Here is an 18,272-nt window from a genome sequence, read left to right as displayed (position 1 = left end):
GTAGATATAGAGTATATTTACTGGTTTTTCCATTAGTATTCATGAATATGTGAATACTATCAGAAATAAAAAAGGGCTCCGAAGAGCCCTAGTATTATCTTATTTTCACTATTTATTGTGAGGTTGTTGCAGTTTTTCCATTACCTGGTCAAGGCCGAAACTTGCTGCTTTTTGACGAGGAGGAAATTCTTCAAAGGTCGCTAAATATTTTCCTACATACGCTTGTGCTGGAACGAACATATACGCATGATCTAATAACCAATCGTAATACGTATTTGACGTTACATCAGCCACTTCGTATGGGTCCATACGTAAGTTAAACAACTTAGGTACACGTAATGTTACAAACGGTTCAGCCCAAATTTGAAGCGTACCGTTAACACGTTGCTCCATAAATACCGCTTTCCACTTGTTATAACGAAGTGCAGCTAAATCACCATCATCAGTAAAGTAGAAGATCTCTTCACGACGGCCCTTATCCTCTTTACCCGTTAGGTAAGGTAAAAAGTTGTAGCCATCAAGATGGTTTTTGAAACTCTTGTTGCCAAGTTTTGTGCCTTTTTTCAACTCATCTTTAATCTTGTCATCACCCGCAGCGGCGGCAAACGTTGGTAGCCAATCCATGTGGTGCATGATTTCATTTGATACGACACCCGGTTCAATTTTACCCGGCCAACGAACCATCGCAGGAACACGGTATGCCCCTTCCCAGTTAGTATTCTTCTCACTACGGAATGGTGTGGTACCTGCATCAGGCCACGAGTTCATATGTGGACCATTATCGGTAGAATAGAACACGATGGTATTATCTTTAATGCCTAGATTATCAACGGCTTTTAAAATTTCACCTACGTGATTATCATGCTCAACCATTCCATCAGCATAATTACTGATACCGGTTGAACCTTGAAGTTCTGGTTTTACGTGAGTTCTAAAATGCATTCGTGTTGCGTTCCACCATACAAAAAATGGTTTCTCCGCTTTAACTGCTCGTCCCATGAAATCAATCGCAGCAGCCATGGTTTCATCATCAACGGTTTCCATACGCTTACGCGTTAGAGGGCCCGTATCTTCAATCTTGCCATCAGCATACGATTTAATAACTCCACGAGGTCCAAATTTCTTACGGAATTCAGGATCTTTAGGATAGTCAATATTCTCAGGTTCTTCCTCAGCGTTGAGATGGTAAAGGTTGCCAAAAAATTCGTCAAAACCATGCGCTGTCGGTAAAAATTCATCTTTATCACCAAGGTGGTTTTTACCAAATTGGCCAGTCATATAACCCATTGGTTTTAGCACTTCAGCAATAGTGGCATCTTCTGCTTGCAAACCAATATCTGCACCAGGCAAACCAACTTTACTCAAGCCTGTGCGTAAGACACTTTGCCCAGTAATGAAAGTAGAACGTCCTGCAGTACATGATTGCTCACCATAGTAATCAGTAAACATCATCCCTTCTTTGGCGATACTATCGATATTCGGTGTTTTATACCCCATTAAACCGAAGGTATAAGCACTGATATTTGATTGGCCGATATCATCCCCCCAAATAACCAAAATATTTGGCTTTTCAGCAGCAAGAGTATACCCAGAAGCACCCATTAATACGGCTCCAAGAATACTCAATCGACGTTGTGTTCCCTTTTTCATTTCCATATAAACTCCTGTTTCCCTTAAAAAAGCAGCATCGAGTAAATATATAGTATAGAAATAAGTCTCTTGCGAATTTATCCAATAAAAAAAATTATTTTTGATGTCTAGCTTCAACTTATGAACTAATAACCTTTGTAGGAATCATTTTTCAAGAAAAATAGAGTTTTTTCCAAGGTAACTCTCATTAAAACTCACTTTAAAAATTCATAAATAAAATAATAAAAAACAACCGTTTAAAATTATTTGAGAAAGATCTCATTCCTTCTTAAATCAAGACGGGACAGACAATCAAAAAACAACATTACAATCAACACCTTAAATAAAAATATAACCATTGGTTATAACCGCTATAAAGCGACGAAATATTATTTCTCACTTAGAGTACAGCCAATTAATCGCAACTAATTGGAGTTCTTCATGGGACATAATTTAAGTAAAATTGCTGTTGGCGTTGGTCTACTTGCCACTTCTGGTACAGTGATGGCCGCATCTCAACCAAACATACTCGCTATTTTTGGTGATGATGTGGGTTACTGGAACATTAGCGCCTATAACCAAGGCATGATGGGCTATCAAACCCCAAACATTGACCGTATCGCTAATGAAGGTGCCCTTTTTACTGATCACTATGGCCAACAATCGTGTACTGCTGGTCGTGCTGCCTTCATTACAGGTCAAGAACCTTTCCGTACAGGCCTCTTAACCATTGGTATGCCGGGTTCTGACCACGGTATTCCTGATTGGGCTCCTACTATTGCTGATCTTTTAAAAGAACAAGGTTACATGACCGCTCAATTTGGTAAAAACCACCTAGGCGATCAAGATAAACACCTGCCAACCGCTCATGGTTTTGATGAGTTTTTCGGAAATCTTTATCATTTAAATGCTGAAGAAGAGCCAGAAACGTATTACTACCCTAAAGATCCTGAATTCCGTAAAAACTACGGCCCTCGTGGTGTGATTAAGTCGTATGCCGATGGTAAGATCGAAGATACAGGCCCAATGACGCGCAAACGTATGGAGCATGCCGATGAGGAGTTCTTAGATTCTTCATTAGCGTTTATGGAAAAAGCAGTTAAAGCGGATAAGCCTTTCTTTATCTGGCATAACACCACCCGTATGCACGTTTGGACTCGTCTGCAAGAGAAATACCAAGGTGCATCAGGCATCAGTATATATGCTGATGGCATGCTTGAGCACGATGATCACGTCGGTATTTTACTGGATAAACTAGACGACCTAGGTGTAGCAGATAACACCATCGTTATCTACTCAACTGATAACGGTGCAGAAACAGCAACATGGCCTGATGGCGGTGCAACTCCATTCTATGGTGAAAAAGGCACAACATGGGAAGGCGGTATGCGTGTTCCACAACTTGTACGCTGGCCTGGCACAATCAAACCAGGAACTAAGATCAATGAAATGATGGCACACCAAGATTGGCTTCCAACCTTACTTGATGCGGCTGGTGTTCCTAATGTGAAAGAAAAGCTGGCTAAAGGCTACAAAGCCAATGGCAAAGAGTTCAAGGTTCATATTGATGGTTATGACTTCAAACCATTATTTGAAGGCAAAACAGATAAAGGACCTCGTGAATCCCTGCTTTACTTCACAGCAAATGGTGAGTTAAACGCAGTTCGCTGGCAGGATTGGAAATTAAACTTTGCAGTAATGGAAGGTAATATTTCTAACGCGGTTCGCCTAGAGCCAAACTGGCCTCAAATCATTCATCTACGTGCAGACCCATTTGAAAAAGCACCACACGAATCGGGTATGTACCTACGCTGGATGGCAGATAACATGTGGCTATTCGTACCGATGCAAGATGTATTAGGTGAGTTCTTTAACACTCTACCTGACTATCCAATGCAGTCTGGCCAATTAATGAATCCAGCTGCTATAAGCTCTCAATCTCTTCAAATGAAAGCAAAAATGCAGCAATTGGATAAACTACAACAACAAATGAATAGCTTAAACGTGAAGTAATTTATTTTTTAAAGCTAATAAACCAAAAGCCCTCAATGTTGATCATTGAGGGCTTTTTCTATTCATACTGTTTGTTAGAGCTACCGCCTAATACACGTAGTACAACCACTGCACGCTGAACGAGTATGGGGATCTAATCGCCCTCTTTGGATCTTACAATATGCATTTTTAATAGCGCGACGAGCCGAAAACCAATCATCAGGTTTAGAAAGCAGTAAGTAGCCATTACATCGTTTCATTAATGGCTCTCGATATTCATCAATAAACTTACTGTCAAAGCCAATATCAAAATGCTCAAGAAGCTGCTCTACTGAAGTAAAGCTAGCAATGATTTTTTGAATTTCAGCTTGGCTCATCGTAAATCCTAATGCTTAAACGTATTCATTTCAGTCGCACTGGTTGCAGTAAGATCGCCAGTAGGATTTAATAAATGCGGTAAGATCTTAGGTAGATTTAACGTAATGTCTTTATCTTCAACAGCATAAATTACTTCGTTATACCAACCTAATAATCCCATTGATGCATAACCAATTGCATCATTGTCTTCACGATGCTCAATGATGATTTGTAGAAAACGTAAAATTGCTTTGTCGTTTGATCCAGCTTGCTCACGAGTTGAGTGAAAAATCTTTGTTGCTTCAACTACCAACCCTGCATATTCAGTTTCAACAGAAACTTGAAAAGAACCACCATCAACAGAAATTTTCATAAGATTTATTGCCAATTCATTATTCTAATAAAGGCGCATAATATCGAATAAATATCACCTTGTCGTTAGTCACAATAAAAACCACTTGATCTAAATAAAGAAAATACTCTTCATGATTAGTTTTTAATCTTCCTGACACTAATTATTAGCATATGCCAAAAATAGTTATTGGCATATGCTAATAATAGGCTTATGCTTTGCTTGTATTTAATGGAGAGCATTATGGCTAGACCTAAAAAGTGTCGTCGTATTTGTAGTAGAGCACCATACAGTTGCTTTAAACCTAATGGCGTACCAACAACAGAACTACCGCAAGTACAACTACTTGCTGAAGAATTAGAGGCATTACGATTGGCTGATTTTGAAGGATTAAGTCAACAAGACGCTGCCGATCAGATGATGGTATCTAGACAAACCTTTGGTAACATCGTTAAACAAGCTAGATTTAAAGTAAGCAGTTGCTTGGTTAATGGTCAGGCTTTAATGCTCCAAACGGAGACTGAATAATGAAATTTGCTATTCCTTATCAAAATGGCCGTATTGCAGGACACTTTTCTAAAGCTGAATCGTTTCTTTTTACAGACCAAACACATTCAGAAACAATGCCAAACCCTGCACTTAATAGCGCTGGTTGTGGTGGCAAAAAATCACTACTCTCGCTATTAAAAAACCAACAAATTAATGCTCTTATTGTTCGTAATATTGGACAAAAAATGCTTGCTAACTTACTTGAATCAAATATTCGAGTATTTCACGCTCAAGGTAATATCGCGTTAAATAATGCTACATTTACTGAACTTCCTGAATTGACTCGTGCATCTCAAGGTCGGCATTGTAAAAATACAAAACAAGGTTGTTGTAATAAAAAGCACAGTATGACGGCTTCAAAGTTAAGTGCACCATCACAATTAAAACACAAATTGACTGTATTAGGATTTAAAGCATGAATACCGTTTTAATTACCTTTGGTGTTTTTGTATTAGTCATTCTTCTAATGGCTTTAGGGGTAATCTTTGGGCGTAAAGAAATTCAAGGAAGTTGCGGCGGATTAAACAATGTTGGTGTAGATAAAGTATGTAATTGTGAAACAACTTGCGATGAACATAAACTCTATCAAATATCAGAACCTACAGATAAATAAAAAGTGAAACCAGCTATCTAGTTTCACTCTGCAATTTTGGTAACGTTTTATTTTGTATTACACAAATAAGCGTTACCAAACATAGTTACTGAACTTGAGAAGTTTAAAGACTGATATAAATACAACGTATCCGCCCCTAAAGCCGCTGCTTTAATACGTATTTGGTTTAATGTGCCCCAAACCATATCTTTATCAGCGTGTAACCAGTAATCATAAAAGTGGCCTTCTGACCCAAATACAACACCCAGACGTTGACAGTCTTTAACGACTTCTACTTCATCCCAAATCACGGCTACTTTTTCTGATTCTTGAGTGGGGAAAGTTACACAGCCTGTTAATATCATTGACGATGCTAGCATAGTACTAGCTATTAGCGTTTTCATTAATTAATCACTAATCAAATAAATGTTGCGCGATTTTAGTGAAAATTTAGCCACTGGCAAGCAGAAAGTGAGGTCGATCTGAATTTAATAGGAACTAACCGATAATAGTTGACAGTCGTAACCTTAATATTAACTATTTCAATGTTGTATTATTCATCAGGATTAGCACTATACCAAGCATCCAGCAATTCTTTTCCATAAATAATTTCTATATTCATGTGCATAACCAAAAGAAAAGCAGCTAATAGTAAACAGATTATATTAAACCAAAAAGTCGCTTTCTTTCGAACAGGTTCATAATATACAATATTGATAACAACCAAAGCAAAAGGATAGCTAATTAATAATAAAAAGAACCATCCAAGATAACCGGATATCGCCATTTCTGTCATAACGCACCTCATTACACGAATAATACATAATATGATACTGAATCAATATCATCACACATTATTATTACCAATGATTGCGTTTTATAAATTAATGTCGTCGTTTTGTATTATCTTTCGCAATTTCAACAATATTAACCTGCCTTTCTTCAATTTAATTATAAAAGACTAAAGTAATATTTAATGATTTATATCAAAATAAATAGCATCGATAATTAGAGTTACATTATCGACACTATTTAATATGCGATTTATCGCCACTTATTCGCTTCAGCTTCGGCATTCGCACGACGAGCCGCCGCCGCTACTTCTTTATCTACAATTGTCTGACCAATAGGCGCAATTGAGATTACGGCCAGTTTTAAGTGTTGAATCGCAAATGGAATTCCAATGATTGTTACAAAACAAGCTACAGCAGACATCACATGACCGAGAGCCAACCAAAAACCTGCAAAAATAAACCACAGCACATTACCGATAAAACCAAGACTTCCTGTACCAATGTCTTCATTTAACGTCAATTCATCACGAGCAATGGCTTCTTTACCAAATGGGAAAAAAGAAAACCCAGCGATAACAAAACACGCTCTTCCCCATGGAATACCGATGATACTAATGAAGGCTAATAAGCCAAAAAAGCACCAAGCTAGACCCATGAATACACCACCAAAAAGAAACCAAATTAAATTACCAATTGCGCTCATTTTATTTCCTTACCTTACATACGATTGTTGATAGTCGATTACATCTTAAATAAGATCACAATAATTAGTCATCAGCGCCACACTTTACACAACGATCATAGGTTCTCTCACCTTCACTAATGACCGTGTATTGACCCACACAGTTTTCACACAGTGCAAGTACAGGATAAGCTTCTTTTTGTTTTTTGGAAGAAGTATTCCCTTCGGTTGTATAAAATTTTCTCATATTAACTCCTAATACCAATATAACTAATTAGATAATTACTGAAATTTGTATAAGCTCAATACATAGAAAAACACTCAACAAGTTTAATTGTCGAGTGTTTTTAATTATATCAATTCAATAAACTTGCTGTGTTTTTTACCAGTTATCTGGGTATTTTCTTTTATTCTTCTTACCAGTACCTTCTGGTTTTGCTACTGGTTTAATCGCTTCTAATAAAGCTTCTGTGATCTCTTCATCTACTTCAAAACCCTCTACTTGTTCACGCTCAAGTCGGATCTTGTTTTTCTTTTCAATAATTTTAAAGTGATGGTAATCTTCAAAATCGATTAATGATAACGCTAGACCCACTTCACCAGCACGCCCACTTCGACCAATACGGTGCATGTAATCTGCTGGGCTTCTTGGTAAGTCAAAGTTAATTACTACAGGCAGTTTTTCAATATCTAAACCACGAGCCGCAATATCAGTCGCGATGAGTACATCAATCTCACCCGCTTTGAAGCCTTCAAGCACTCGACTACGAGCGCCCTGACCTTTATCACCATGAAATACTTCAGCGGTAATTCCACGTTTAGATAACTTATCCGCTAAGTGATTACAGCTGTTTTTAGCATTAACGAAAATAAGCGCTTGGCGCCACTGCTGCTGATGGATCAAATGCGCTAATACGGCTGTTTTTTCACCTTTATTAACGGTAAATACGCGCTGTACTAACGTACTTGCATCTGCACTTTGTAATTGAAGTTCTACAGGGTTATTAAGTAATGCTTGAGTTAACCCCTCTACTTCTTCAGGAAACGTTGCTGAGAATAATAATGTTTGCTTCTGTTTTGGTGCTAACGCAAGTAATTCATTAAGCTCATCAGTAAATCCAAGGCTTAGCATTCTATCTGCTTCATCAAGCACTAAGGTTTTTACTTTATCAAGCTTAATCGCGTTACTTGAGATCAAATCTAATAATCGACCTGGTGTTGCCACTAAAATGTCTGCACCGCCACGTAGAGTCAACATTTGTTTATTGACGGATACACCACCAAATACTGAGACCGTTTTAATCGCACCATTGAAATGCGCAGAATATGATTTAATACTATCAGCAACTTGCTGTGCCAATTCACGAGTAGGAACCAACACTAAACCCGTAACATAGTTACCTTTATTGCTCTGTGGTTTGCCTGATTGTTGCTCAAAAATTTGCTGCAACATAGGTAATGCAAAAGTGGCTGTTTTACCAGAACCAGTATTCGCCCCAGCAATTAGATCACGGCCAGCTAATACACTTGGGATAGCTTGTGCTTGAATAGGCGTTGGTTGTTGATATTCCAACTCTGTTAATCGTGCTAACAACGGAGAAATAAGACCAAGTTCTGAAAAATTGGCTGGTGCTGTAGTAGTGGTCATGAATATAAATGGCTCAAAGCTAAAATAATAGTCGACTATTTTATCCTATTTTTGCTTTTTAAAGTGAATTAAATCAGCCCTACGGCACTCTCTATTGATAATAAATAGTGCTCTGAATACAACAACGCCCCATTTAAAACGGGGCGCTTCGATAATAAGACAACAAATCAGATCTAAAGTAACTGTCTAAGCTTATGCTCAACTAAAGGATCATTTGGCACTAATTGCTGAGCCATTTCTAACAATTTGATCGCATCTTTAGGATGATCATCTTGATGTCTAAGTGCGATTTCAATAAGCGGCTGCACATCAATTTGCGCTTGATGCTCTTGCACATGCGCCTCTTTCTCATCAATCAAGATATTATGTGCTTTGCTCAACAAACCTAGACGGTGTTCAGAGCTCGCATTCACTTTACTAAGACGTGTGTAATAGTCTTCTTTAAAACGCAATGTTCTCGTTTGTTGACGGAACTGTGCAATATCAATCTGTTGATTACGAATGAAATCTACTGCTACTTGCTTATAAAAGCCAAATTTATTCAAGTACGTTGCATGAGTTCCATGTCCCATACCAAAAACTCGTAAATGGGTTAGTTCTGGATAACGTTTAGCATGCAAACGGTCGATACGATTGGTTGGGTCATAAATGATATACCCTTTCGCTTTACCTAAATCGAGATCGTGATAATCCCCTTCCCAATCAAACTGCTGTGCAATTTCGGTACTCGACCTATCATCCCAAGGGGCTGTTTGTTGGTTTTTAGTACTAACAGGATGAAACAGCAATACTTGGTCAAGCTGCAATAAATTTGCAAAAGCACCAACAGCAAAGCCACCGCGACTTAAACCATAGCCTAAACGATAAGTAAAAGGTTCAAGTAATGTAGATAATTGTTCTAAAAAGAAAATTAAATTACGACTACGGAACCAATTGCTTTTTCCTAAGTGCTGGAAAGAGATAACATTCACTTGTTGTTTTTGCGCTAAGTGGTAACCCCAAGGTGCAAAATCTTCATGTAGATCTTGTTCTTGTACGTTAGTCCCAGCAGGAGAAAAAGTGAATAATAGCGGCTTGTTCACATCAACAAAGTTATATTTAACATACACATTGTCTAGTAAGTCTCCACCAGACATTGGCAGTTGTGCTTGTTGCTCTGAACGTGAGTTGGTTAACCACTCATCTAACCAATATAATAATTTCATTTAATCTTCCATCAAAAACAGGCGCGAGATTGTATCAAAGATGGACGTTAAACGAAAATATTAGTTTGAACACTAATAATTACAGTTGGAATGATTTCGGTACAAAAATGCCAAGCTATACACATAACTTGGCATTCTGTTTTGTTTGATGGTTATAACACAGTGAATGTAGACTGTTATGAACCAATGATATTAATCCACCACCGGATTATCAATTCTTACTGTTTTTCCAATATAAATACAAACCAGAAATATCTGATGAACACATTAAATTCATCGCTCCTTTGATTTGCTCATCGCTCCACTGCCACCACTTCATTTCTAGCAATTGTGATATTTCAGTCTCAGTAAAACGATAACGAATATGTTTTGCAGGGTTTGAACCAACAATAGAGTAAGGAGCGACATCTTTTGTAACTACAGCACGACTTGCAATGACTGCCCCATCACCTACAGTTACACCACTCATGATCATTGCTTCTGTACCAATCCAAACATCATTACCAATAACGGTATCACCAGCACGCTCAAAGCCATCTTTAGCATCAGTAAAGTTATCATTATCTTGATAGAAAAAAGGAAAGGTACTCACCCACTTATTTTGATGCCCTTGGTTTCCTGCCATCATAAAGACAGCTCCCGAACCAATGGAACAATAGCTACCAATAATAAGCTTATCAATGTCTGTTCTATCTGGCAGTAAATAGCGAGCACAATCATCAAAGCTGTGATTATGATAATAACCAGAATAGTAGCTGTGCTCACCAACGATAATATTCGGGTTAGTTACTTGTTCTTTTAATGATTTCCCAACAAATGGGCTTTCAAAGTAATTGTTCACTATGCATTCTCTTTTAAGCTTATAACATTACCATCATAACATTTGATTAATTCCATTAGTTAGTTTGATTTTTCCAACTCCTCTATGCCTTTCTTGATGGTCACCATCAAAATTTGACCAAGATCTCTTATTTAGTCTTTCATCAATTAGATTTCTGCGTTTGATCACACTTAGTTACATTCTTGGGTGCAAAGTGTCATTTATTGCTCTAAATTCACCATCGAAACGTTTACGCAAACGTTTCGATGAGCATTAAATAAGCAGTATGTGTTCATAATTAATTAACTAAAGGTATTCTCATGAAGAAAAATACACTACTAAACGCAGAATTATCATATGTAATCGCCACTCTTGGCCATACTGATGAAGTCACCATTTGCGATGCTGGTCTGCCGATTTTTGAAGAATCACAACGCATCGATTTAGCGGTAGTTCAGGGAATACCAACCTTTATTGATACCGTAAAAGCGACACTGTCTGAAATGCAAATTGAAGGCGCTATCGTTGCTGAAGAATTCAAAACCGTTAGCCCACAACTACACGATGAGCTAATGACGCTTATTGCTGCTGAAGAAGCACTATGTGGAAAATCAATTACCGTTTCTTATGTGCCTCACGAAGCATTCAAAGTACACACACAACAAAGTAAAGCCGTCGTTCGTACTGGTGAATGTACTCCTTACGCTAACGTGATTTTCCAATCTGGCGTTGTATTTTAAATAGGACACGTTATGACTCAAGCTATCTTAGAATTAAACGGCATTGAGAAAGCCTTCCCCGGTGTAAAAGCACTGGATGGCGCTTGTCTTAATGTCTATTCCGGCAAAGTTATGGCCCTAATGGGCGAGAATGGCGCGGGTAAATCAACCTTAATGAAGTCATTAACTGGCATCTACGCAATGGATGCAGGTGAAATCCGTTACGAAGGCAAAGCGGTTAACTTTAATGGCCCTAAGCACTCTCAAGAATCTGGTATCAGTATTATTCACCAAGAGCTGAACCTTATTCCTGAACTAACCATTGCTGAAAACATCTTCTTAGGCCGTGAGAAAACCAATGCATTTGGTGGTATCAAATGGGCTGAAATGTATAAAGACGCTGATGCTCTACTTAAACGTTTGAATGTAAAACACCACTCTCGCCAGCTATTAGGTGAACTGAGTTTAGGTGAACAGCAAATGGTTGAGATTGCCAAAGCACTGTCGTTTAAATCTAAAGTTATCATCATGGATGAGCCGACAGATGCCTTAACAGATACTGAGACTGAATCTCTATTTAAAGTGATTAATGAGCTTCGCGATGAAGGCTGCGGCATTGTTTATATCTCACACCGTCTAAAAGAGATCTTCGAGATCTGTGATGACATTACTATCCTTCGAGATGGAAAATTCATTGGCGAACGTGTGGTTGCAGAGATTAATGAAGATACCCTAATTGAAATGATGGTTGGCCGTCGTTTAGATGAGCAATACCCTCGCATTGACGTTCAACACAATGAAAAATCATTAGAGCTGTTCGATGTTTCAGGGCCTGGTGTTCATAATGTTAGCTTCTCATTAGATCGCGGCGAGATCCTTGGCGTATCAGGTTTGATGGGTGCAGGTCGTACTGAGTTAATGAAAATTATCTACGGTGCAGCACCAATGACGTGTGGCGCAATTAAACTAAACAATAAGATGATTAACCCTATTTCTCCTCGTGATGGTTTGGCAAATGGTATCGCTTATATCTCTGAAGACCGTAAAGGTGATGGCCTAGTACTTGGTTTATCAGTGAAAGAGAACATGTCTTTATGCTCGCTAGATCAGTTATCAAAAGGCGTTCAGATTGATCATTACGCTGAAGTCACCGCAGTAGAAGATTTTATTCGCTTATTCAACATTAAAACCCCGACTCGCGACCAAATTATCGGTAACTTGTCTGGCGGAAATCAACAAAAAGTAGCGATAGCTAAAGGCTTAATGACTCGCCCTAAAGTCTTGATTTTAGATGAGCCTACTCGTGGCGTTGATGTTGGTGCGAAAAAAGAGATCTACCAATTAATAAACCAATTTAAAGCCGAAGGCATGAGCATTATTTTAGTCTCATCAGAAATGCCTGAAGTGTTAGGAATGAGTGACCGCATCTTGGTTATGCATGAAGGCCGTATCAGTGGCGAATTCATGGCAAAAGATGCAGATCAAGAAAAATTATTGGCTTGTGCAGTAGGTAAAACTGTTGAGCAAAACGTCGAGGTAATAGCATGAGCACTAAATCAATGACTTCATCTGAAACGCAACAAAAGAAAGGCGGCATGTTCTCTAAAGAATGGCTGATTGAACAAAAATCGTTAATCGCGCTTTTACTGTTAATTGTCGTGGTTTCCTTTTTAAACGACAACTTTTTTACTGTCGACAATATCTTAAATATTTTACGCCAAACCTCGGTTAACGCGATTATCGCAGTGGGTATGACACTGGTTATCTTAACTGCTGGTATTGATTTGAGTGTAGGCTCAGTACTCGCGCTTTGTGGTGCTTTTGCTGCCACCATGATTGGTCTTGAAATTCCGGTAATGATTGCGGTTCCTACTGCGCTACTTGCAGGTGCTGCACTGGGTGCAATAAGCGGTATTATTATCGCTAAAGGTAAGGTTCAAGCCTTTATTGCAACCCTAGTAACAATGACGCTGCTACGTGGTGTGACAATGGTTTACACCGAAGGTCGCCCTATCTCAACAGGCTTTACTGATGTTGCTGATAGCTTCTCATGGCTTGGTACAGGTTACGCACTTGGCATCCCTGTTCCAATCTGGTTAATGGTTATTGTATTTGCATCGGTATGGTACTTACTAAATCACACACGCTTTGGTCGTTACGTTTACGCACTTGGCGGCAATGAATCAGCAACTCGCTTATCTGGTATCAATGTAGATCGCGTTAAGATCGGTGTTTACGCTATCTGTGGTCTACTTGCGGCACTGGCAGGCTTAATCGTAACCTCTCGTCTTTCTTCAGCTCAGCCTACTGCTGGTATGGGTTATGAGCTAGATGCTATCGCCGCAGTAGTACTTGGCGGTACAAGTCTAGCGGGCGGTAAAGGTCGCATCATGGGTACACTCGTTGGTGCTCTGATTATCGGCTTCTTAAACAACGCACTGAACTTATTAGATGTTTCTTCTTATTACCAAATGATCGCCAAAGCGGTGGTTATCCTACTGGCAGTATTAGTAGACAACAAAAACAAGTAATACCCATTATTTATAACACTTAATAATTTATACGAATAAGAGTCACCCCTATAAATTCGTTTGCTATTTAAAACAAGAAATAGGCACAACCAGACGTACCATGTTTGATTTGTGCCGCCCTACACTCTACAAGGAATATAGAATGAAAAAGTTAGCAACCCTAATCTCTGCAGCCCTACTTTCTGCTTCTTTCACATCGACAGCTGCGGCTCAAGATACAATGGCAATGGTCGTTTCTACGTTGAACAACCCATTTTTTGTGACCATGAAAGAAGGGGCTGAAGCAAAAGCAAAAGACCTAGGCTACAAACTGATTGTTCTGGATTCTCAAAACGATCCAAGTAAAGAGCTTTCAAACATTGAAGATCTTACGGTTCGTGGCGTAAAAGCAATCCTAATTAACCCAACAGATTCTGATGCGGTTTCAAATGCGATTCGCATGGCTAACCGCTCTGGCATCCCTGTATTAACTCTTGACCGTGGTGCAAGCCGTGGTGATGTTGTAAGTCACATTGCATCAGATAACGTTGCCGGTGGTGAAATGGCGGGTAAATACATCATGGAAAAAGTGGGCGAGAAAGCGCGCGTTATCCAACTTGAAGGTATTGCAGGGACATCAGCTGCCCGTGAGCGTGGTGAAGGCTTCATGAAAACAGTAAACAGCGGTGGTCTTACTCTACTTGGTAGCCAACCAGCTGATTTTGACCGTACTAAAGGTCTTAACGTAATGGAAAACATGATTGCAGCAAACCCTGATGTTCAAGCGGTATTTGCTCAAAATGATGAAATGGCGTTAGGTGCTCTACGTGCTGTTCAAGCATCAGGTAAAGACGTTCTAATCGTCGGTTTTGATGGCACTGAAGATGGTATCGCTGCCGTTAACCGTGGCCTACTTGGTGCAACTATCGCACAACAGCCTGACCTAATTGGTGCTCTTGGTGTTGAAACTGCCGTTAAAGTACTAAAAGGGGAAACAGTAGAAAAATACATTCCTGTTGACCTAAAAGTTATCGCTAAGTAATTGAATAAATAGTTTAGTAAGTAAAAATAGAGCATCGGTGCGCTCACAACTAAATTGCACTGATGCTCTACTCTTCTCCAACATAGAAATACAAAAACATATCGTTAAATGAATGAAACTATAAATAAGTTAGTCACCCATTTACCCATATGTTTTAAGACCGATAACTTCAAGGTCATTTCCAGATAAGAAACAAAGGCGCATTATGAATAAATTAGTTGTTTTAGGTAGCGTAAACGCAGATCACGTTCTTCAAGTTGCTTCTTTCCCACGTCCAGGTGAGACGTTACACGGTCACAGCTACTCTGTTATCCCTGGCGGAAAAGGCGCAAACCAAGCTGTTGCTGCGGCACGTTTAGGCGCTGATATTGCTTTTATTGCAAGCGTAGGTGACGACAGCTTTGGTCACCAAATGATTGAAGCATTTAAGTTCGATGGTATTAATACTGACGGTGTGATGATTGAAGAAAACACACCAACCGGCATTGCGATGATCCAAGTTGCAGCAACCGGTGAAAACAGCATCTGTATTTCTGCTGAAGCAAACGCATGCTTAACCGCGGAACGCATTGCACCTCATCACGGCTTAATTGAAGCGGCTGATACCTTGTTAATGCAGCTTGAGACACCGATTGAAACCATCGAAAAAGCAGCACAAATTGCAAAAGCAGCAGGCACTAAAGTCGTTCTAAACCCTGCTCCTGCTCACCAATTAAGTGATGACTTATTACAACTTGTTGATATGATTACGCCTAATGAAACAGAAGCTGAATTACTAACGGGCATTGAAGTGACAGACATGGCAAGCGCTCAACAGGCTGCTGACGCACTTCATGCGAAAGGCATTGAAACCGTGATGATCACTCTGGGTAGCAAAGGCGTGTGGATTAGCCAAGATGGTAAAGGCCGTCAAGTTGAAGGCTTTAGAGTTCAAGCAACCGACACAACAGGCGCCGGTGATACCTTTAACGGTGCGTTCTTAACAGGCTTACAATCTGGCCGTAAATTGGATGATGCGATTAAATTTGCTCATGCTGCGGCGGCAATATCAGTAACTCGAATGGGTGCTCAAACCTCTATCCCTTCTATCACAGAAGTCGAGCGTTTTTTACTAGAGCACTAATACCGACTTTCGTGTCTTTATGAGCTAAACACCTTAGTGATTTACTCATAAAGACATAAACAAAGGATTGAATTTATGGCAACAATCAAAGATGTAGCCAAACACGCGTGTGTCTCTACCTCTACGGTGAGTCATGTTCTAAATAAAACACGCTTTGTCAGTGATGATATTTCTGAACGTGTCATGACCGCGGTATCTGAGCTGAATTATGCGCCCTCTGCGCTCGCTCGCAGTTTAAAAGTCAACCACACAAAAACCTTTGGTATGCTAGTTACTACCTCTACCAATCCATTTTTTGGCGAAGTAGTAAAAGGCGTTGAACGACGTTGTTATGAGATGGGTTACAACCTGATTTTATGCAATACCGAAGGCGATGCAAAACGTGTCCATTCAAGTTTAGATACCCTACTGCAAAAGCGCGTTGATGGCTTATTGCTGATGTGCACTGAAATTGAAAACCAAGTGCTTGAGCTATTTTCTCGCTACCAAGCCGTCCCAACGGTTGTAATGGACTGGGGCTTAATTGATTTTCCAAGCGATAAAATCCAAGATAACTCCCACCACGGCGGTTACTTAGCAACAAAACATCTAATTGAACAAGGTCATACTGAAATTGGTTGTTTAACGGGCCCTCTGAACAAACTGCAAGCACAGCAACGTTTAAGTGGTTTTGTACAAGCGATGGAAGAGTCTGGATTAGAGATTAATAAACAGTGGATCGCCTCTGGTGACTTTGAATGTGAAGGTGGAGAAACTGCATTTAATGAACTGCATGCAAGAGGTAAATTACCTACCGCTCTGTTTGTATCAAATGACATGATGGCAATGGGTGTGATCAATTGCGCGAGTAAGAAAGGAATTTCAGTACCAAATGATCTTTCTATCGTAGGTTATGATGATATCAAGATGGCAAAATACATTACGCCATCGTTAACCACTATTCACCAACCAAAACATCGATTAGGGCAACAAGCCGTTGATTCATTATTGGAAAAAATCCAAACTAAATCACAAACAAATCATGTGATACAGTTAGAACCGACATTAATGGTTCGAGACAGCGTTAAAACGCTAAGCACTTGTGAATAATCAAACTATATAATATGGAGTTTATGCTAAATATAAGCTCCATTGCTCTCTTCAAATAATCTCTATTAATAACCTTCACGAACCGCAAGATAACGAGCAAACTTTGGAATACCACTATCAGTGTAACCATTGTAACGATACGTCACTTTTTGGCCCAACTTAGGCGGGTCTTCTCTTTCAGCAACACTCAAACCACTGCCCACTTTAAACTCTTTCCCATTTGGCATTTGTAAGATTAACGCCCCAACCATTCCTGTGTATTTTCCCTTTCCATCGGTATAACCCACCACTATCGCTTCGTTATCTTGATGCTTCTTCAATTTAATCAAATCATCACTTCGACCTGGTCGATAAATGCTATCGAGCTTTCTTAGCATGAGTCCTTCACCATTTCTGATTGAGATATCTTCTAATGTTTCAAACAGCATTTCATCAGTACTGATTGGATATTGCTCGACTAATTTGACATGGCGTTTATCCAACTTTTTAACCAATACTTCCAATTCGTAATAACGCTTAGGAAACATGCCTGTAGAGAAAGGTAAATCAAACGCCATGAACGTAATCTCTCGCCATTGCTCTTCATCTGGCTGGCCATCTAAAACGGTTCTTGCTACTTGTTGAAATCCCCCTCTTCCCGCCCATAACTCACCATCCATTGCGTATTTAGGCAGAGGATCAGTAAACCAATCTGGGGCAGCGATTTTGTGGCCCGTTCGCGTTAATAACTCAGAGCCAGTCCAATATGCTCTAATCCCATCCAGCTTTTCACTTAGCCAGTACCCATCAATATCGAGATCGTTGTGATATTCTTTGGCTAATAATACGTCTATTGATGCCGTATTAGGCTCATCGTGAGAGTGCACATTCGTGGACATCAGGCCTAAGGTTATTAGCGCCGACAAAGATAACGTTTTCATTCATGCCACCTATTCATTCTCTGTATTTAACTCATCATGACGTTTACAAATTGGCATTACGAACGCTTTATATTTTAAATTCATTCAATTACGATTCATATCGATTATCTATGTAATAATCAGTTTTAATATTTTCAACTCACAATCTATTTCTAATAACACTGTGTAAATACCCACTATTACTATTTTTGTTATTAAATTGATTTCTGCCAAATTTATAGCGTTACAGCACTGCTCAATCTCACATTA

General features: G+C 39.3%; 21 protein-coding genes. 10 read left to right on the top strand and 11 right to left on the bottom strand.

The window, feature by feature from the left end; all coding sequences use genetic code 11:
- Positions 1-108: 108 nt before the first annotated feature.
- On the bottom strand, positions 109-1,656 hold the full coding sequence (locus tag ED622_RS12525) for an arylsulfatase (protein WP_122034514.1): 1,548 nt from the start codon (positions 1,654-1,656) through the stop codon (positions 109-111).
- 414 nt (positions 1,657-2,070) lie between these two features.
- Here ED622_RS12525 and ED622_RS12520 point away from each other — a divergent pair, with 414 nt between their 5' ends.
- On the top strand, positions 2,071-3,642 hold the full coding sequence (locus tag ED622_RS12520) for an arylsulfatase (RefSeq protein WP_122034512.1): 1,572 nt from the start codon (positions 2,071-2,073) through the stop codon (positions 3,640-3,642).
- 80 nt (positions 3,643-3,722) lie between these two features.
- Here the strand turns inward: ED622_RS12520 and ED622_RS12515 are convergent, their stop codons facing one another.
- Positions 3,723-3,998, bottom strand: a complete 276-nt coding sequence (locus ED622_RS12515; protein WP_122034511.1) for a nitrogen fixation protein NifW — start codon at positions 3,996-3,998, stop codon at positions 3,723-3,725.
- 8 nt (positions 3,999-4,006) lie between these two features.
- Positions 4,007-4,351, bottom strand: a complete 345-nt coding sequence (locus ED622_RS12510; protein WP_122034509.1) for a hypothetical protein — start codon at positions 4,349-4,351, stop codon at positions 4,007-4,009.
- Between the two features lie 222 nt (positions 4,352-4,573).
- Between ED622_RS12510 and ED622_RS12505 the strand changes: the two genes are divergently transcribed.
- The 3 genes from ED622_RS12505 to nqrM are packed head-to-tail and all read left to right on the top strand — an operon-like array spanning position 4,574 to position 5,492.
- Positions 4,574-4,858: a DUF134 domain-containing protein gene (locus tag ED622_RS12505; protein ID WP_122034507.1), complete on the top strand. Its 285-nt coding sequence runs from the start codon at positions 4,574-4,576 to the stop codon at positions 4,856-4,858.
- The gene (locus ED622_RS12500; RefSeq protein ID WP_122034505.1) at positions 4,858-5,298 is read left to right on the top strand and encodes a NifB/NifX family molybdenum-iron cluster-binding protein; all 441 of its coding nucleotides are present in this window, start codon (positions 4,858-4,860) and stop codon (positions 5,296-5,298) included. Before ED622_RS12505 ends, ED622_RS12500 begins: the two co-directional genes overlap by 1 nt.
- Positions 5,295-5,492, top strand: a complete 198-nt coding sequence (gene nqrM, locus ED622_RS12495; RefSeq protein WP_122034503.1) for a (Na+)-NQR maturation NqrM — start codon at positions 5,295-5,297, stop codon at positions 5,490-5,492. Before ED622_RS12500 ends, nqrM begins: the two co-directional genes overlap by 4 nt.
- A 47-nt stretch (positions 5,493-5,539) precedes the next feature.
- On the opposite strand, the gene ED622_RS12490 is transcribed toward nqrM, so the two are convergent.
- The 7 genes from ED622_RS12490 to catB all read right to left on the bottom strand — a co-directional run bounded on the left by ED622_RS12490 (position 5,540) and on the right by catB (position 10,641).
- Positions 5,540-5,875 carry a DUF4156 domain-containing protein gene (locus ED622_RS12490; protein WP_122034501.1) on the bottom strand — a complete coding sequence of 112 codons (336 nt, stop codon included), beginning with the start codon at positions 5,873-5,875 and terminating at the stop codon, positions 5,540-5,542.
- Between the two features lie 149 nt (positions 5,876-6,024).
- Positions 6,025-6,267, bottom strand: a complete 243-nt coding sequence (locus ED622_RS12485) for a hypothetical protein (RefSeq protein WP_122034500.1) — start codon at positions 6,265-6,267, stop codon at positions 6,025-6,027.
- Between the two features lie 248 nt (positions 6,268-6,515).
- On the bottom strand, positions 6,516-6,968 hold the full coding sequence (locus ED622_RS12480) for a YccF domain-containing protein (RefSeq protein ID WP_122034498.1): 453 nt from the start codon (positions 6,966-6,968) through the stop codon (positions 6,516-6,518).
- A gap of 64 nt (positions 6,969-7,032) precedes the next feature.
- Positions 7,033-7,194 (bottom strand): hypothetical protein, encoded by a 162-nt coding sequence (locus tag ED622_RS12475; RefSeq protein ID WP_122034496.1) that lies wholly within the window; start codon positions 7,192-7,194, stop codon positions 7,033-7,035.
- A gap of 135 nt (positions 7,195-7,329) precedes the next feature.
- Positions 7,330-8,595: a DEAD/DEAH box helicase gene (locus ED622_RS12470; protein WP_122034495.1), complete on the bottom strand. Its 1,266-nt coding sequence runs from the start codon at positions 8,593-8,595 to the stop codon at positions 7,330-7,332.
- A gap of 173 nt (positions 8,596-8,768) precedes the next feature.
- Entirely contained in the window at positions 8,769-9,800 is a 1,032-nt protein-coding gene (locus ED622_RS12465; protein ID WP_122034493.1) for a cytosolic protein, read from the bottom strand.
- Positions 9,801-10,011: 211 nt separating this feature from the next.
- Entirely contained in the window at positions 10,012-10,641 is a 630-nt protein-coding gene (gene catB / locus ED622_RS12460) for a type B chloramphenicol O-acetyltransferase (RefSeq protein WP_122034491.1), read from the bottom strand.
- 299 nt (positions 10,642-10,940) lie between these two features.
- On the opposite strand from catB, the gene rbsD reads away from it, so the two are divergent.
- The 6 genes from rbsD to ED622_RS12430 all read left to right on the top strand — a co-directional run bounded on the left by rbsD (position 10,941) and on the right by ED622_RS12430 (position 17,103).
- A complete protein-coding gene (gene rbsD / locus ED622_RS12455; RefSeq protein WP_045101937.1) occupies positions 10,941-11,360 on the top strand; it encodes a D-ribose pyranase in 420 nt (139 codons plus the stop codon).
- Positions 11,361-11,372: 12 nt separating this feature from the next.
- Entirely contained in the window at positions 11,373-12,887 is a 1,515-nt protein-coding gene (rbsA, locus tag ED622_RS12450) for a ribose ABC transporter ATP-binding protein RbsA (protein ID WP_122034489.1), read from the top strand.
- A complete protein-coding gene (rbsC, locus tag ED622_RS12445) occupies positions 12,884-13,870 on the top strand; it encodes a ribose ABC transporter permease (protein WP_122034487.1) in 987 nt (328 codons plus the stop codon). The genes rbsA and rbsC overlap by 4 nt, the downstream gene beginning before the upstream one ends.
- Before the next feature lie 142 nt (positions 13,871-14,012).
- Entirely contained in the window at positions 14,013-14,891 is an 879-nt protein-coding gene (rbsB, locus tag ED622_RS12440) for a ribose ABC transporter substrate-binding protein RbsB (RefSeq protein WP_122034486.1), read from the top strand.
- Positions 14,892-15,096: 205 nt separating this feature from the next.
- A complete protein-coding gene (gene rbsK / locus ED622_RS12435; RefSeq protein ID WP_122034484.1) occupies positions 15,097-16,014 on the top strand; it encodes a ribokinase in 918 nt (305 codons plus the stop codon).
- 75 nt (positions 16,015-16,089) lie between these two features.
- Positions 16,090-17,103 (top strand): substrate-binding domain-containing protein, encoded by a 1,014-nt coding sequence (locus ED622_RS12430; protein WP_122034482.1) that lies wholly within the window; start codon positions 16,090-16,092, stop codon positions 17,101-17,103.
- Positions 17,104-17,168: 65 nt separating this feature from the next.
- On the opposite strand, the gene ED622_RS12425 is transcribed toward ED622_RS12430, so the two are convergent.
- A complete protein-coding gene (locus tag ED622_RS12425; RefSeq protein WP_122034481.1) occupies positions 17,169-18,023 on the bottom strand; it encodes a DNA ligase in 855 nt (284 codons plus the stop codon).
- Positions 18,024-18,272 lie beyond the last annotated feature (249 nt).

The sequence above is a fragment of the Aliivibrio sp. EL58 genome (assembly GCF_900312675.1).
Lineage (GTDB): Bacteria > Pseudomonadota > Gammaproteobacteria > Enterobacterales > Vibrionaceae > Aliivibrio.
This window is presented reverse-complemented; position numbering and strand designations above follow the sequence as displayed.

Excerpts from the sequence above, each read along its gene's own strand:
- rbsK (WP_122034484.1), top strand. The coding sequence starts at position 15,097 with ATGAATAAATTAGTTGTTTTAGGTAGCGTAAACGCAGATCACGTTCTT.
- ED622_RS12490 (WP_122034501.1), bottom strand. The coding sequence starts at position 5,875 with ATGAAAACGCTAATAGCTAGTACTATGCTAGCATCGTCAATGATATTA.
- ED622_RS12430 (WP_122034482.1), top strand. The coding sequence starts at position 16,090 with ATGGCAACAATCAAAGATGTAGCCAAACACGCGTGTGTCTCTACCTCT.
- ED622_RS12515 (WP_122034511.1), bottom strand. The coding sequence starts at position 3,998 with ATGAGCCAAGCTGAAATTCAAAAAATCATTGCTAGCTTTACTTCAGTA.
- ED622_RS12525 (WP_122034514.1), bottom strand. The coding sequence starts at position 1,656 with ATGGAAATGAAAAAGGGAACACAACGTCGATTGAGTATTCTTGGAGCC.
- rbsD (WP_045101937.1), top strand. The coding sequence starts at position 10,941 with ATGAAGAAAAATACACTACTAAACGCAGAATTATCATATGTAATCGCC.
- ED622_RS12505 (WP_122034507.1), top strand. The coding sequence starts at position 4,574 with ATGGCTAGACCTAAAAAGTGTCGTCGTATTTGTAGTAGAGCACCATAC.
- rbsA (WP_122034489.1), top strand. The coding sequence starts at position 11,373 with ATGACTCAAGCTATCTTAGAATTAAACGGCATTGAGAAAGCCTTCCCC.
- rbsB (WP_122034486.1), top strand. The coding sequence starts at position 14,013 with ATGAAAAAGTTAGCAACCCTAATCTCTGCAGCCCTACTTTCTGCTTCT.
- ED622_RS12475 (WP_122034496.1), bottom strand. The coding sequence starts at position 7,194 with ATGAGAAAATTTTATACAACCGAAGGGAATACTTCTTCCAAAAAACAA.
- ED622_RS12480 (WP_122034498.1), bottom strand. The coding sequence starts at position 6,968 with ATGAGCGCAATTGGTAATTTAATTTGGTTTCTTTTTGGTGGTGTATTC.
- ED622_RS12510 (WP_122034509.1), bottom strand. The coding sequence starts at position 4,351 with ATGAAAATTTCTGTTGATGGTGGTTCTTTTCAAGTTTCTGTTGAAACT.
- ED622_RS12425 (WP_122034481.1), bottom strand. The coding sequence starts at position 18,023 with ATGAAAACGTTATCTTTGTCGGCGCTAATAACCTTAGGCCTGATGTCC.
- ED622_RS12500 (WP_122034505.1), top strand. The coding sequence starts at position 4,858 with ATGAAATTTGCTATTCCTTATCAAAATGGCCGTATTGCAGGACACTTT.
- ED622_RS12465 (WP_122034493.1), bottom strand. The coding sequence starts at position 9,800 with ATGAAATTATTATATTGGTTAGATGAGTGGTTAACCAACTCACGTTCA.
- ED622_RS12520 (WP_122034512.1), top strand. The coding sequence starts at position 2,071 with ATGGGACATAATTTAAGTAAAATTGCTGTTGGCGTTGGTCTACTTGCC.
- nqrM (WP_122034503.1), top strand. The coding sequence starts at position 5,295 with ATGAATACCGTTTTAATTACCTTTGGTGTTTTTGTATTAGTCATTCTT.
- ED622_RS12485 (WP_122034500.1), bottom strand. The coding sequence starts at position 6,267 with ATGACAGAAATGGCGATATCCGGTTATCTTGGATGGTTCTTTTTATTA.
- rbsC (WP_122034487.1), top strand. The coding sequence starts at position 12,884 with ATGAGCACTAAATCAATGACTTCATCTGAAACGCAACAAAAGAAAGGC.
- ED622_RS12470 (WP_122034495.1), bottom strand. The coding sequence starts at position 8,595 with ATGACCACTACTACAGCACCAGCCAATTTTTCAGAACTTGGTCTTATT.